The organism is Jeotgalibaca sp. A127 (assembly GCF_052266745.1).
Lineage (GTDB): Bacteria > Bacillota > Bacilli > Lactobacillales > Aerococcaceae > Jeotgalibaca.
The window spans coordinates 11,590-25,765 of the sequence record NZ_JBQPRC010000008.1 but is presented as its reverse complement, the minus strand read 5'-3'; the positions used below and the strand labels follow the sequence as shown (position 1 = coordinate 25,765).

Annotated in this window: 12 protein-coding genes; all 12 read right to left on the bottom strand. The window is 36.2% G+C overall.

Annotation, left to right across the window (positions count from 1 at the left end; all coding sequences use genetic code 11):
* Positions 1–90: 90 nt before the first annotated feature.
* The 12 genes from ACTVAI_RS08745 to ACTVAI_RS08690 all read right to left on the bottom strand — a co-directional run bounded on the left by ACTVAI_RS08745 (position 91) and on the right by ACTVAI_RS08690 (position 13,766).
* Positions 91–1,311, bottom strand: a complete 1,221-nt coding sequence (locus tag ACTVAI_RS08745; RefSeq protein WP_443486432.1) for a nucleotide sugar dehydrogenase — start codon at positions 1,309–1,311, stop codon at positions 91–93.
* A gap of 40 nt (positions 1,312–1,351) precedes the next feature.
* Complete coding sequence (gene wecB, locus ACTVAI_RS08740; protein WP_443486431.1) at positions 1,352–2,446, bottom strand: non-hydrolyzing UDP-N-acetylglucosamine 2-epimerase; 1,095 nt, start codon at positions 2,444–2,446, stop codon at positions 1,352–1,354.
* A 78-nt stretch (positions 2,447–2,524) separates the two neighbouring features.
* Entirely contained in the window at positions 2,525–4,339 is a 1,815-nt protein-coding gene (locus ACTVAI_RS08735) for a polysaccharide biosynthesis protein (protein ID WP_443486430.1), read from the bottom strand.
* Positions 4,340–4,366: 27 nt separating this feature from the next.
* Positions 4,367–5,137 (bottom strand): tyrosine-protein phosphatase, encoded by a 771-nt coding sequence (locus tag ACTVAI_RS08730; protein ID WP_443486429.1) that lies wholly within the window; start codon positions 5,135–5,137, stop codon positions 4,367–4,369.
* Between the two features lie 130 nt (positions 5,138–5,267).
* Positions 5,268–5,978, bottom strand: a complete 711-nt coding sequence (locus ACTVAI_RS08725; protein ID WP_443486428.1) for a CpsD/CapB family tyrosine-protein kinase — start codon at positions 5,976–5,978, stop codon at positions 5,268–5,270.
* Complete coding sequence (locus ACTVAI_RS08720) at positions 5,978–6,721, bottom strand: YveK family protein (protein WP_443486427.1); 744 nt, start codon at positions 6,719–6,721, stop codon at positions 5,978–5,980. Before ACTVAI_RS08720 ends, ACTVAI_RS08725 begins: the two co-directional genes overlap by 1 nt.
* 275 nt (positions 6,722–6,996) lie before the next feature.
* Positions 6,997–8,514 carry a lipopolysaccharide biosynthesis protein gene (locus ACTVAI_RS08715; RefSeq protein ID WP_443486426.1) on the bottom strand — a complete coding sequence of 506 codons (1,518 nt, stop codon included), beginning with the start codon at positions 8,512–8,514 and terminating at the stop codon, positions 6,997–6,999.
* Positions 8,507–9,697 (bottom strand): glycosyltransferase family 4 protein, encoded by a 1,191-nt coding sequence (locus ACTVAI_RS08710; RefSeq protein ID WP_443486425.1) that lies wholly within the window; start codon positions 9,695–9,697, stop codon positions 8,507–8,509. The genes ACTVAI_RS08715 and ACTVAI_RS08710 overlap by 8 nt, the downstream gene beginning before the upstream one ends.
* Complete coding sequence (locus tag ACTVAI_RS08705; protein ID WP_443486424.1) at positions 9,694–10,791, bottom strand: glycosyltransferase family 4 protein; 1,098 nt, start codon at positions 10,789–10,791, stop codon at positions 9,694–9,696. Before ACTVAI_RS08705 ends, ACTVAI_RS08710 begins: the two co-directional genes overlap by 4 nt.
* Positions 10,792–11,125: 334 nt before the next feature.
* Positions 11,126–12,052 (bottom strand): IS3 family transposase, encoded by a 927-nt coding sequence (locus ACTVAI_RS08700; RefSeq protein ID WP_443486423.1) that lies wholly within the window; start codon positions 12,050–12,052, stop codon positions 11,126–11,128.
* Positions 12,053–12,063: 11 nt separating this feature from the next.
* Positions 12,064–12,378: a transposase gene (locus ACTVAI_RS08695; RefSeq protein ID WP_443486422.1), complete on the bottom strand. Its 315-nt coding sequence runs from the start codon at positions 12,376–12,378 to the stop codon at positions 12,064–12,066.
* A gap of 158 nt (positions 12,379–12,536) precedes the next feature.
* Positions 12,537–13,766, bottom strand: a complete 1,230-nt coding sequence (locus ACTVAI_RS08690) for an O-antigen ligase family protein (protein WP_443486421.1) — start codon at positions 13,764–13,766, stop codon at positions 12,537–12,539.
* Between the last annotated feature and the right edge of the window lie 410 nt (positions 13,767–14,176).

Genomic DNA, 14,176 nt, shown 5'->3' with positions numbered 1-14,176 from the left:
CCAATACAAAAGTCATTAGAGAAAAATCTAAACTTTTAGGGGTCGATACCCTTCGAAACATTTGGGGTATGAATTATATAATAACTTCTATTAAATAAAATAGCGTTGTTCTGTTTGTAGAATATTTTGAGTATCTAAAATGATTTTTCCTAGTAATTCGGACTCATGTTGCTTAATGTGATCGTGTCCTACCATTACAACTACCATATCCACATCATTTAAGAAAGCTTCAAAATCTTGATATTGGTTATGGACTAGATCTTGTTTAACCCATGGATCATAAACCTTTAGACCATTCGATAAGTTTTTAGCCATTTTGTCTAGAAGCTGAAGTGTAGGACTTTCGCGTACATCATCAACATTTGCTTTGTAAGCTAGACCATATAAGCCAACTCTTGATGGATCCGTTATACCATTCTCCAACATTATCTCATAAGTCCGTTGTAGTACATGTTCTGGCATGGAGTCATTCGTATGTCGCGCTGTCAGTATTAAGTTAGTCAACCCAGGATAGTCCCCAACTAAAAACCAAGGATCTACTGAGATACAGTGTCCACCTACACCTGGACCAGGATTCAAAATGCTTACCCGTGGGTGCTTGTTTGCAATACGAATTATTTCATATACATCCATATCATCTGACCGACAAATTTTTGCTAATTCATTAGCGAATGCGATATTAATATCGCGGTATGTATTTTCTACTACTTTTGTCATTTCCGCACTACGTATATCAGTAATCACAATTTCAGATTCACAGAAAGTTTCATAAACAGCCTTAATTTTTTCTGCTGGTTCTAAATCATCTGCCCCTACTGTTCGAGAGTTGTGACGTAATTCATAAACCATATTACCCGGAAGGATTCTTTCTGGAGTATGAATTAAATGTATATCCTCTCCTAATTTGAATCCTAATTCTTCAATTTTCGGCTTAACAAATTTGTCCATTGTACCAGGTGAAACTGTTGATTCAATTGCGACAATTGCACCTTTTTTCGCAACTTTTAATATTGACTCGACTGCTGACAATATATACGATGGGTCAATCTTTTTACTACTCTTCATATAAGGTGTTGGGACTGTTACGATGTAAGTGTCAGTTTCTTGATATTCTGTAGAAAACTGAACTCCTTTATTTACCGCTTCATCGTAAAGTTCTTGAATTCCAACTTCCTCAAATGGAATCTCTCCATTTTGTAATTTGCTGACTGTCTCTTTCTTTACGTCTGTACCAATAACTTCATTACCACTTGCCGCTAGCATAAGAGCTGTTGGAAGCCCTATGTACCCCAATCCAATAACATTAATCATTTAGTTTCTCCAATCTTTATTAATAAAATTTTAATACAAATTAGTTATTTTCTAAAATATCTGCAATCCTTTGGCTCGCAAATCCATCACCATACGGATTAGATGCCTGACTCATTTTTTCATATTCTTTACCATTTTCAATTAATAGCTTCATATTTGAGTAAATCACTTCTTCTTCTGTGCCTACTAATTTTAATGTACCTGCTTCGATGCCTTCTGGCCTTTCAGTTGTATCTCGCATCACCAGCACTGGAACTCCCATGCTTGGAGCTTCCTCCTGAATGCCACCACTATCAGTCACAATCAAATAAGAACGAGACATAAAATTATGGAAATCTAACACATCTAAAGGTTCAATAATTCGAATTCTGTCATTACCACTTAACTCCTCAGCTGCAGCCTTTCGTACTCGAGGATTCATATGAATAGGATAGAGTACTTTAATATCTTCATGTTCTTCAACTATTTTTCTAATTGCCCGGAACATTTGATGCATAGGCTCACCTTGGTTTTCTCTTCTATGAGCAGTCAATAAAATTAGTTTGCTTTCACCGACCCATTCTAATTGTTCATGAGAATAGTCTTCTTTTACAGTTGTTTTTAGAGCATCTATAGCTGTATTTCCAGTGACATATATATCTTCAGCATTTTTTTCCTCTTTTAACAATGCCTGCTTAGATGTTTCTGTAGGAGCAAAATGATATTTTGCTACTAAACCTACTGCTTGACGATTAAATTCTTCTGGGAATGGAGAATAAATATCGTAAGTTCGAAGACCAGCTTCAACGTGACCAACAGGAATTTGGGAATAAAAGCACGCTAGAGAAGTTACAAATGTTGTAGAAGTATCTCCATGAACAAGCACTATATCTGGTCTTACTTTATCCAATACTTCTTTAATTTTGTTTAGTATATTTGTGGTTACATCAAACAAAGTCTGGTTTTCTTTCATAATCTCTAAGTCGAAATCTGGTTCTACATCAAAAGCCTCTAATACTTGTGTTAGCATCTCTCTATGTTGTCCAGTGACACATACTGTTACTTCAAGATTATCTCTTCCTTTTAATTCTTTCACAAGAGGACACATCTTAATTGCTTCAGGTCTCGTTCCAAATACAACCATTACTTTTTTCAATATAGCCACACTCTCTTATCATTATTTTTTTAGCAATCTTTCAAAGAATAAGAATCAATTCTGCTTATAATTAACAAACTATTCATGTTCATTAGCAAATTGAACAATTTCTTCCCGGATAATGTCATCCGGCTTGGTAAGAACTGACTCTACGAAAGCCATCGTCTCATTCAATTTGTACTGTGCACTATTGCCAATAAAAATTTTATTAAAAACTTGCTGCTCGGCTAACTGGCCATCTGCCAACAATTCTTCATACAATTTTTCTCCCGGGCGTATCCCTGTTTCAAGAATTGGAATCTCTGCTTCTGTAAAGCCAGATAAGCGAATCATTTTTTTAGCCAAATCTACAATCCTAACAGGTTCCCCCATATCAAGGATGAAAATTTCGCCACCTTTCGCTAACACACCTGCTTGAATTACCAAGCGGCTAGCTTCAGGAATGGTCATAAAGTATCGAATCATCCGGAAGTCTGTGACCGTTACAGGCCCACCGCTAGCAATTTGTTCGCGGAAAACAGGTATTACACTACCTCGACTGCCCAATACATTTCCAAAACGCACAGCTGCGAACTTGGTCTTACCAGGTTCATTCAACGCAGTAACAATCATTTCCGCAATACGTTTGGTCGAGCCCATTACGTTTGTAGGGCGTACTGCCTTATCTGTCGAAATCATTACGAAGCTCTTCACATCTACAGACTTGGCAGCTTCTGCAATATTCTTCGTACCATAGACATTATTCTTGATTGATTCAGTCGGATTGTATTCCATTAACGGCACATGCTTATGTGCGGCTGCATGATACACTTGATCCGGTTTGAACTTCTCCATAATGCTAAAGATACGTTTCCGGTCTTGAATATCCGCAATCACCGGCACGATTTCAATCGAACGGCCGTATAGATTGCGTAATTCTTTATCAATCAAGTAAATTGAGTTTTCGCCGTGACCCAACAGAATCAACTTGGCTGGTTCAAATTTGGCTACCTGCCTACACACTTCCGATCCAATCGAACCCCCAGCCCCACTGACGAGCACCACTTTGCCGTGCAGCTTTTCGGCAATCGTTGATTTATCGAGCTGTACTTCCTCGCGGCCCAATAGATCCACTACGTCGATGTCCCGGAAACGATTGACACTCAGTTTCCCTTTTAAGACATCTTCGATGCTTGGCATTTGGTTGATCTTTACATCTACTGCGGAACAATGTGCAATGATACGCTCCAAGTCATCTGGCGTAGCCGATGGGATAGCGATAGTGACTTGATCTATTTTATATTCCTTTACCAATGCGGGGATATCCTCTTCAGTACCTAAAACAGGAATGTCGAATAATAAAGAGTGCTGCTTGCCAGGATCCTGGTCGACAATCCCAATAATATCCACTTCACCAGGCCTTTTGGTCAAATTGCTGATGAAAAGGTTGCCCCCATCACCTGCACCAACAATCAACGTGCGGATTTTATCTTCTTTGTTGGTTCCTTTTAATGACTGACCGCTTTTGTATTCATGATACAAGCGCCACGCTACACGTGACCCAGGAATCAGCAGTAAGCTGAAGGCATACATCAAGAAGATGTAGCGGTAACTAACCGAGCGGATGAACAGCATAGAAATAAGACCCGATACCGCAAAGGATACCGTCATTGATATCACTGCACGCAGGATTTCATACATGCTTGTATAGCGGATAATGCGGGAAAATAGATGATTGCGTAAACCAAATCCTAAATACACTAGAATTGATAAGCCAATCATGACGTAATAGAAATTGTTTTCTGGACGAATATAGGCTTCTACCATAAAATGGGCCAAGAAAGCCGAAAACAAGATAAACACGGAATCCACAAACATTAAAATAAACGCTTTTTGCCCTCTGGATAAATTCATACTAAAGTCAACTCCTTCTAACTAAAACTAAAACAAGCCAAACCACTTTTTTTTCCTGCGTATCTCCTGTGGACTCTCCGCTCGGACAAAATCACCATTGATCAAGTCTTTGGTGGTTTGATGAAACTGCTCCACCTTCCCAGCACCAAAGTCCTGCTCCAACTTGTTAAACGCATCCTTCATGCGAAAGGCACGTCCACGTGTGTTGTGTGCATCTGAAGCGAGGAAATGAACCAGATTCGCTTCAATCAGTTGTCTGCTCAGTTCCGCCGTTTCTTTTCCAAAAACACCAGCATAACTGCTGGCAGTCAGCTGAGCTAAAGCTCCGCGATCGACAAACTCTAATAATTTGTTGGGATTATTGATGATTTCCTGATTGCGTTCCGGATGGACGATAACTGGTACGATTCCTCTTTGCTGCAGGGAAAAAAACAACTGCTCCGCATAGTGCGGAATGTTCATCGTCGGGAACTCAATTAACAAGTAGCGATTCCCTTCGTCCACAAAAAGGATTTCATCGTTTTCAATGCCTGTTAAAATGTCGCCGCTCAAGCGCACTTCCTGCGAGGGAAAAATTTCCAGTGGAATCCCCTCTATATCTAGCCTCTCTTGCAGTTCTTCTGTCAACTTAATGACATCATGCTTTTTATTCACAAACTTTCCATTTAAATGATGCGGTGTCGCCAGGATATGAGTAATCCCCTCATCAACCGCTAAACGCGCCAAGGAGAAGGAATCTTCCCATGACCGAGCACCATCATCAATTTGAGGAAGAATATGACAATGAAGATCTAGCATGTTCGCATCTTCCTTCCTAATTTTTCTAAATAAATACAAATTTAATTATACAGTATATTGCAAGAACTAACTATAAGAATTAAAAGAAAAAGGCACCGGTTTTTGAACTACAAAACCTTGTGCCTCCTGCTTAATTTTCTTCTGTGTAATAGTAGTAGTAACTGTTGTCCTGTTCGCTGGTTGGGACTTGGTTGTAGACCGCTCCCAAGACATTTGCTCCCACTCTGGTTAAGATTTCGTTGGCTTTCAACATATTCTCTTTTTTTGCCACACCATGGCGAACCACGAATATCGTTCCTTCTGCACGGCCGGCCATTATTTGGGCATCACCAAAGCCTAATAGTGGTGGAGTGTCGAAGATGACTAGATCGTATTTGCTGACCAGCTTATCTTGGAGTTCCCTCATGCGGTTACTACCGATCAATTCAGCCGGATTTGGTGGGATTGGTCCACAAGTCATTAGTGACAAATTATTAATATCTGTTTCCAATACACATTCTTCGATCGTTAGTTCTGGGTTTGATAATAAAGATGTCATCCCTGCACCGTTCAACACTTGGAAAGCTTTATGGACAGATGGGCGCCGAAAGTCAGCTTCTGCAAGTAATACTTTATAACCTTGTCTAGCAAACGTAATAGCTAAGTTTGCAGCTACAGTTGATTTTCCTGCATCTGGCATCGATGACGTCACCACTAGAGATTTATACTTTTTATCCACCATAGCGAACTCAATATTGGTTCTCAAGGTACGGAACTGCTCAGAAATCAATGAACCAGGAGAAGCCAATGTGATCAGTCCTTTATAATCCTTTTTGCTTCTTTTTTTTCTGCCAAATAACATTAGACTACCCTTCTTCCTCTTCTTGATTCAACTTTTTGTTCTTCTTGTCTGACAGCCATGTCTTTTAGTTCTTTTTCAGTCATCAAGGAGATGGCGCCTAAATCGGTCCAGCCGATATGTTCGTTGATGAATTGGCTACCCTTAATTGTGTTATCCATGAACGCACTCAAGAAAGAAAAACCGATACCTAATATTAACCCAATGATTAAACCAAGCATCATATTTAAAGAGACATTAGGTGAAACAGATCTTAAGTCAGGAGTTGCTTGAGAAAGAATCGTGACAGACTCGACTTCCAAAATATCACCAATTTTTTCTTCAAAGGATAATGCTGTTGCATTTGCTAATATAGCTGCTTCATATGGGCTGGCATCACTTACAGTCACGCCGAAGACAAGGGAATTATTTTGTGTCTGAACAGTGATTTTATTACGCAGTTGATCAACCGTTAAATCAGAATTAGCGATTTCAATAACATCCTCTAATATAATTGGTTCTCGAATAATACTTTGATAAGTGTTAATCAAATTCAAGTTAGTTTGAATATCTGTATTGGTAATCGCTTGTCCTGTATTTTGAGTCTGATTCACCACTATTTTTGATGTCGATTCATACTGTGGCGTGACGAAATAGAATGTATAAATACCAGCAAGAATAAGCCCTGCCAAACTCCAAAGGATAATTTTACTTAAATGCTGTTTTAATATCGCGAAAAATTCGCTTAAAGAAATTTCTTCTTCCATTGTTACCTCCAAATCTGTTTTAAAAAAGCAAAACTTGTATAGATGAGTTAGTTCTGAGAAAAATATACTTTTCTATCTTAATTATACTATTTTACTCCATTATTTTGTAACATACCAGCATTTACATTAGTTATTCATTAATGGTGTGTGCCTTTGTAATGTTATGCTCTCTCCTTAGTTTATGTAAAGAAAACTCTATCTTTAGTTATTTAGAGTTACGGTTACTTCAACAAAAAACGCTTCTCATTGTTTATTAATGTAACATTGAGTGGCCACTATAAGGTTTTTTTAAGCTTCAATAGCATGTTTTTAAAATATATAAAATATTCACTCTTAATATAAATAATGGTAAAACCTAAAAGAGTCATAACAATTGTAAATATTAATCTCAGGATAATATCTTCTGCAATGCTCGGGAAAAGAAAATCATTTCCAAGCGTTACTATTAAACCAATCAAGATTGAGATGAACAAATTATTGTAAAAGTATTTAATATAGGTTCTTAATTTTAGATGCAACCCATGCCGATATAAAATTAAAGGCTCATACCAAAGAGAGACAAAAACTTTACTGCAAATAGTACCTATTATTATTCCACTAATTCCAAGATAGTTTACTAAAATAATAGAAATAGATAAATTAACAATCCCTTCCAATAATGATTTGTATCTTGTATACCAAAACAAACCTAGAGATTCTGAAAATGTCAGATTCACTATCCTTACAATATCAAAGTAAAATTCAATAGTAATTAATAATGAAATTGATTTAGAAAATAAGTAATCCACGCCGAAAAACAATAAAACAATTGGATTTAACAAGTTAAAAATAATCACGCTGCTAATGCCAGTAATGATAGTACTTAAAAACAGCATCCTTTTATACGTGAGTTGCAAATGTTCTTTATTTGATGTGGCCGTTAAATTACCAATACTTGCAATTGCAGCTCCAAAAATTTGATTAATCACTTGTTTAACCGCAGTGAGAATTAACGTATAATTCGAATATATCCCTACTTGGCTGATTCCTATAAAGATGGAAATTATAATGTTATCGGTACTTAACACAGCTATTGTTCCTAGTTTATTTACTACTAACCCTTGTATATTTTTTATTATATTCTTTTTATCCTTTTCACCTAACTTGCCCCTCTTACCAGCTAGTATATAACCATAATGTTTTCGAACGACTAAAGTGATGAAGATATTTTGCAACACAGTAGAGATTATTTGCGCTGATAGAAATAAAATATAATTTTGTGTAAAGACAAGGATTATAATTTGAGAAATACTCATAATAAACTGAAAAACATTTTGAACAATTATTGTAATATATAGTTTTTGATCTGCAATTAATAACGATCTATTATAACTAAAGAAATAACTAAAAGAAGTATTTAAAATAAACAAAGTATAAATGGTAGGTAAATTTTCAATTGAGCCTACATCCTGAATGATGATTGGTAAAAAATTGGTTAATGAAAGACCTGCCACCAAAATTATTGATCCAATAACAATATATGATTTTTTAAAAATCCTCATTAACGCATTTAACTTAGAATAATCATGGCTGGCTAAAGGCTTGTATAGAGCGAAGGTAAATGCTGTACCTATTCCTAACTCTGCAAAGGAAAGGACTTGTATTATGTTTGTGAACAATCCGTTGACACCTAGAAGCTCTGCATCTAGATATCTTACAAATACAATTCTTACTACAAAATTAAGAACAAGCGTAAGTATTCTTCCTAACATTGAAGTAATACTATTTAAAAAAGTAGCTCTCATCCTACCCATTTTTTTCACCCTTTTGACTTATCACTTTCATGAATGAATCATAATAGTGTGAATCATTGAAAGTTAATGCCCTTTCTGAGGCCAATCTCCCCATTGATTTTCTGAGTTGTTGGTCAGCACACAAAACGTCTAACGCTTGATTTAAATCACTTATAATATCTCTAGATTTTATGTCAATTATAACCGCAGATTTTTTATCAACAACTTCTGGTAAACCTCCTACATTTGTGACAATAACAGGATGTCCTGATGCCATATGTTCTAGAGCAGTTAGTCCAAATGCTTCTTCGTTAATGGAGGGAACTACACCTATATCAGCGATTTTATAGAGGTTTCCAATTTCATTATAATTCATATACCCTGTAAAAATTATTCTTTTATCATTTTGGGCGATTTTTTTTAAAAATTTTATATATTTATTATTTCTAGAATACTTAAAATTAGAACTTCCTACAATAACCAATTTCATTGACCTTGTAGTAGCCATTCTTTTAAAAGCTTTGATTAATAGATGGACGCCTTTCGAAAATAACAATCTTCCCGTGTAAAGTATTACAATATCTTTTTTTTCTATACTCAAATCTTGCAATAATAATTGTTCTTTTTGTTCACTTACATTAAAAAAATTTTTATAATTTAACCCATTGTACACACAGTAAACTGGAGTGTTTGATTTTAATGTTTCTACCTTCTCCTTTAAAAAATTGCTTACCGTAATTACTGCATCGTAACTATCACACAACTTTTTTGTCAGTAGTTTGTTTGATATGTAATCATTATGTAGATGTAATATGAGTTTACCATTAAATTTTTTTCTTAAACTTTCAGCAAATTTTGGTTGGTTTTCTACTATGATAATGTCAAAATCTTGAAATTTAAGTTTTAAACTTACTTCTTCTATAAAAGCATTTCTAAGCTCGTTAGATAAAAGTTTTTTCTTTAAAAAATACTTTCCTTGCTTGATTCTAAAAATTAAGCTTTTCCTATTTATAAATTCAAAATTAGATTGCTTGTAATACTTTGCCTTTGTAAGTGCCTCTGATGAATAACTACTGAAGACTGTGATTTGGTGATCACACAACTCCTCATTTTTTTTTAACAGTATATCTATTAGGTTTTCTACAGCTCCTCCTTCAACAGGCGGTACTGGTAATGTTCCCGGACTGATAATAGCGATTTTCATGCTTCTCCCCTTCCAGAAATGTTAAGGAATAGATTTTTCCACTTTTCAGTAATACTGATTAAGTTAAGTTTGTCTAAATCCCTAGCGGATTCATTCGAGAACAAAGTTCTTTTTTCTTCATTTTCTATTAGTTCTGAAATCTTAGAAACCATTAAACTCAAATCGAAGCAAGGGATAAGATATCCATTAACATTGTCTTGTATGAGCTCACTTGGTCCAGTTTTGCAATCGAAGCTTACAACAGGAAGGCTTTGGCTTTTTGCCTCAATAATTGTCATAGGAAACCCTTCATTTCTTGATGTCATTACTAAAAAAGAATAATCAGAATATTTATTTATTATATCATTATTTGTTCCCATTAAGATCATTCTGTTTTGCAATCCGTTAGCAATAATGCTTTTTTCCAGACTGTCTCTCATTTCACCTTCTCCAAATATATGCCATTCCCATTCAGGATATGTATTTAATATTTTATTTGCTACTTCAACAGCCATATCAAATCCTTTTCTATAAGTCAAAGTACCTACACTAATAATTCTTTTGTTTTTTGTGTAGGGTTTCTTAACTAATTCAAGATTAACTGGATTATAAATTTGTGTTAAACCATTAATATTTTTTAATCCTTTAGAGTACTGTTTATAATCTTCTTTTGTTAAAACAACCAATGAATCGAAATGTCTTGCAGCAATTCTTTTTCCTATCCATTCTAAACCGAATTTTTTCCCAAAAGTGAATTGCTGATGTTCCCAGCCAATCACTTTCATTTTTTTATTTCTTAAAGAAGCTAAGTGTACAAAACTACTATAACCAATACCAGCCACTATTAGTATATTAGTCTCATTTTTTTTCAAAAACTTTTTTAGTTTGAATATTATTTGAAAATAACTTTTTTTTATATCTATTCTATTAGGGAACAAATATCTAAGTTTGACATTATCATTATAATCAAAAAAAGGGGATTCCTCTGTTTTTGAAAGAGATAAAATAGTGATTTCATAATTTAAATCCTTTGAAATTTGATTGAATATTGTATTGACTACTTTTTGTACACCTCCTGAAATATAGATGTTACTTACGAGTACAGTTATTTTCATACACTTACCACCTTAATTGATTTCATAATTTGCTTTAAATCATTTTGCACTTTTAAAAAACTTTGGTTAGCTTTCTTTTAAGAGATAGTTCAAAGTTTCCATGTAGATACAAAGTTTCATAGAAAAGTACTTAGTTGCTTCTTATCCTCTATTGTTAGACATATGTTGTCAATCTCTGTATCTCTTTTTACCATTAAAGTAGTTAAATCTTAGCCAAATGCATAATTCAACTCAAAGTTAAGCCGATAAAGTGAAATTATTTAATTATTATTGGAGTTCTGTCAAGAAAACGGACAGGGAAATCGGAAAAAAGATAAAAAACAGACTAAAAAAATCAAGGGACGTCCACAAGCTGGGAAGGGCACTGATACAAAATCTGGATCGGACGGTTGGCACTTTTCTGGACGATTTCATGATTCTGCTCGAACCGGTCTGGCGAAAGGTAGCCGTTGTGGGAATGGCGGCGCACAGGGTTGTAGAATTCTGAAATGTACCAGTTGATCCGTTGGATCGCCTCTGCCTTCGTCTTGAAATCCCAGCGATAGACAATCTCTTTTTTCAGACTCGCGAAGAAGGACTCGATGCAGGCATTGTCATAGGGGTTCCCTTTCCGGCTCATGCTGATTTTTGCCTGGATACCCTGCAGGGCAGCCACGTAATCCTTGGAAGCATATTGGCTGTCACGGTCGGAATGGTGGATCAGCCCTTCCCCCGGCTGGCGGAACAGGATGGCCATCTCCAAGGCTGCGAGAGGGCCTTCGGTCCGCAGGTGGTCGGTTGTTCCCCAGCCCACCAGCTTGCGGCCGAACAGGTCCATCACCGCAGACAGGTACAGCCAGCCTTCGCCAGTCCAGATGTAGGTCATGTCGGAAACCCAGACCTTATTCGGCTGGTCCGTTTCAAAGTCCTGACGCAAAAGGTTTGGATACACGGGGGAGGAATGGTCTGAGTCCGTGGTGGCCAGATACTTTGCCGGAGGACAGGCACGCAGTCCCAGCTCCGCCATCAGCCTGCTCACCATCCGCTCCGTCACCTCACAGCCGTCCTCCAACAAGTCCCGCCAGATGCGGGGGGGGGCACCGTACATGCCCAGCCGCGTGTGGAAAAAGTGCGTGATGCGTTCCTTCAGTTTTTCCCGGTGTGCCTGCCTTTCGGTGGGCCCCTCCTGCTGCCGCCTGAACCAGTCGTAATACCCGCTGCTTGATACGCCCAATGCTTCGCACATCCCCACAACCGAGAATTCATCCTGGCGGGCGGCCATGAAGTGGAACTTCACTCCTGGCTTTTCGTGAAGACATGCATCGCTTTTTTTAGGATGGCGTTTTGCTCTTCCAGCTTCGCGATCTGTTTCTCGCGTTCCTTCAGCTCCTTCTCGTAGTCGGATGGCGTCTTGTATACCGCCTTTGGCGTGTCCGCCTGCTGCTGGATATGCGGTGCCTCCTGCCGCTTGCGGTAGGCGCGCGTCCTTTTGTAGAGGGAGCCTGGGGACAGGTTTAATTCACGGGCGAGTTCACTGACCTTCCGCTTTTCCTCGACCACCATGCGGCATAGGTAATTTTTATATTCCTGATCCAGATGCTTTGCCATGCTGAACACATCCTTTATCTTGTTAACCCTATTGTAACGGAACATTGTACTTTTTCCTGTGTCCGGTATTTAGTCTACATCTATTATTAAGCCTTTTAGTGATGGAAAATATAAGAGGCACTTTGTATAACATGAATATCTGCCAAAAGAGAGGAAAACTATAAACTTTTATCAGGTGTTTCTATTTTATATGAAATAACATAAGAAACTACGAACCAAAAAATTGAATTAATCTGATAAGTACCACTAAATAACAACATTGTTATTGGATATAATGCGACTACTATTATTAATTTATTTGAGTTATCAAATTTGATCATCTTTTTAATCTTTACTAGCAACATTAAACTCACAATCATAAATATCGTTAAGTATATTATTCCACCTTGTTGAAGAATTTCCAAAAAAATATTATGTGGATATCCTGTAATTTTCCACATTCCAAAATAGCCAAATCCAATTACTGGTGATTGCCTGATTAATCGGAGACTTTCACCATAAGCCAAGTCTCTGTTTGAAGTTTGTGAAAAATCAATGCCAGTACTACTTATATAAGAAAACGTCCTTTGGAACGAAGAATTAAATGAATCTATTGTTAATAGAGAGGGAATTATACTAAATAATAAAAGTAACAAAAGGCCTATCAGAATAGTGTATTTAACTAAAACTTCAATTTTACCACTATGAAATAATTCATATAAGAAATACAAGGAATATAAAAGAACTAAAACCATTCCTCCACGTCCACCAGTAATTAAAATCGCTATAATTTGAAGCGGCAATAATATAAACGAGAAAATCCTATATATATTTGTTTTCTGATATGAAAACTTTACACTGTTATCTTGTTCGAAAATACTGTACAAATTTAATCCATAAGAGAATCCGCCAAGGTATGACGCAGTTTGGTATGTTGCACCACCAAGGCTAGTAAAACTAGTTCCCTCTGATAGAGACGAGAATGCTGACACAAAAACTGAAAAACCAAAAATTAACATCAATATATTACTGTACTTATCTAAGGGTTTTAGTTTTCTGTTAAATGTAGTGTAAACCCCTGTGATAATTGCTGGTGTTACAAACACCAGAAATAAAAAATAGTACCTTATAGCTAAATCAGATGATTTACCCCGTATCGTCGTTAAAAAGAAATTTATTGTTAATATTATGGGTATTAGAAGGGGAAACATATATTTAGTACTATATTTTTTCTTAGTCAAAACCATATTTTTTATAAACGAAAAATATGACAATGCAAAAATCAAAATTATATAAACCAAGTATGTAGGGCTACTTTCTATACCTAAATAATTATATCCAATAATGGCGGATAAAGAGAAAAATACATCAGCTCCGAATATTGATAAAACTATTAATATACTTCCCATTTTTCATTCCTTTCTTTGATATTCAAATTAAGTTAGAGACTATTATGCATACTTTTACTAGTATTTCATTAAAATAACACAATCCTATTTGTCTCAAAAAACAAAAATATCCTTTACAATGGTTGGTGTGACGACTTATCTAAGACCACATTAAAGGCCCTATATCATGGATAATTAAAAACAAAAACTACATTTTGTAATTAGGTTGAACCAGTCTATCTAAAGCATTTTTCTGCGTAGTGCAGAGGCAAATTGTGCAAGCGAATGCCTATGTTAAGAAGTTTGATTTCCACTCCTACCTGAAAGTTAATACTACTGTCGGTATCTACTTAGAAGAAAAATCTGCGTGATTTTGAAGCGGGTCTTCTCAATCCCTATCTTCATAAGAAGCTAGATTTCAATTCCTTCAG

Coding starts and splice junctions, on each gene's coding strand:
- ACTVAI_RS08715 (WP_443486426.1), bottom strand. CDS start 8,514: ATGGGTAGGATGAGAGCTACTTTTTTAAATAGTATTACTTCAATGTTA.
- ACTVAI_RS08710 (WP_443486425.1), bottom strand. CDS start 9,697: ATGAAAATCGCTATTATCAGTCCGGGAACATTACCAGTACCGCCTGTT.
- ACTVAI_RS08695 (WP_443486422.1), bottom strand. CDS start 12,378: ATGGCAAAGCATCTGGATCAGGAATATAAAAATTACCTATGCCGCATG.
- ACTVAI_RS08700 (WP_443486423.1), bottom strand. CDS start 12,052: ATGGCCGCCCGCCAGGATGAATTCTCGGTTGTGGGGATGTGCGAAGCA.
- ACTVAI_RS08745 (WP_443486432.1), bottom strand. CDS start 1,311: ATGATTAATGTTATTGGATTGGGGTACATAGGGCTTCCAACAGCTCTT.
- ACTVAI_RS08725 (WP_443486428.1), bottom strand. CDS start 5,978: ATGTTATTTGGCAGAAAAAAAAGAAGCAAAAAGGATTATAAAGGACTG.
- ACTVAI_RS08730 (WP_443486429.1), bottom strand. CDS start 5,137: ATGCTAGATCTTCATTGTCATATTCTTCCTCAAATTGATGATGGTGCT.
- ACTVAI_RS08735 (WP_443486430.1), bottom strand. CDS start 4,339: ATGAATTTATCCAGAGGGCAAAAAGCGTTTATTTTAATGTTTGTGGAT.
- ACTVAI_RS08720 (WP_443486427.1), bottom strand. CDS start 6,721: ATGGAAGAAGAAATTTCTTTAAGCGAATTTTTCGCGATATTAAAACAG.
- ACTVAI_RS08690 (WP_443486421.1), bottom strand. CDS start 13,766: ATGGGAAGTATATTAATAGTTTTATCAATATTCGGAGCTGATGTATTT.
- ACTVAI_RS08705 (WP_443486424.1), bottom strand. CDS start 10,791: ATGAAAATAACTGTACTCGTAAGTAACATCTATATTTCAGGAGGTGTA.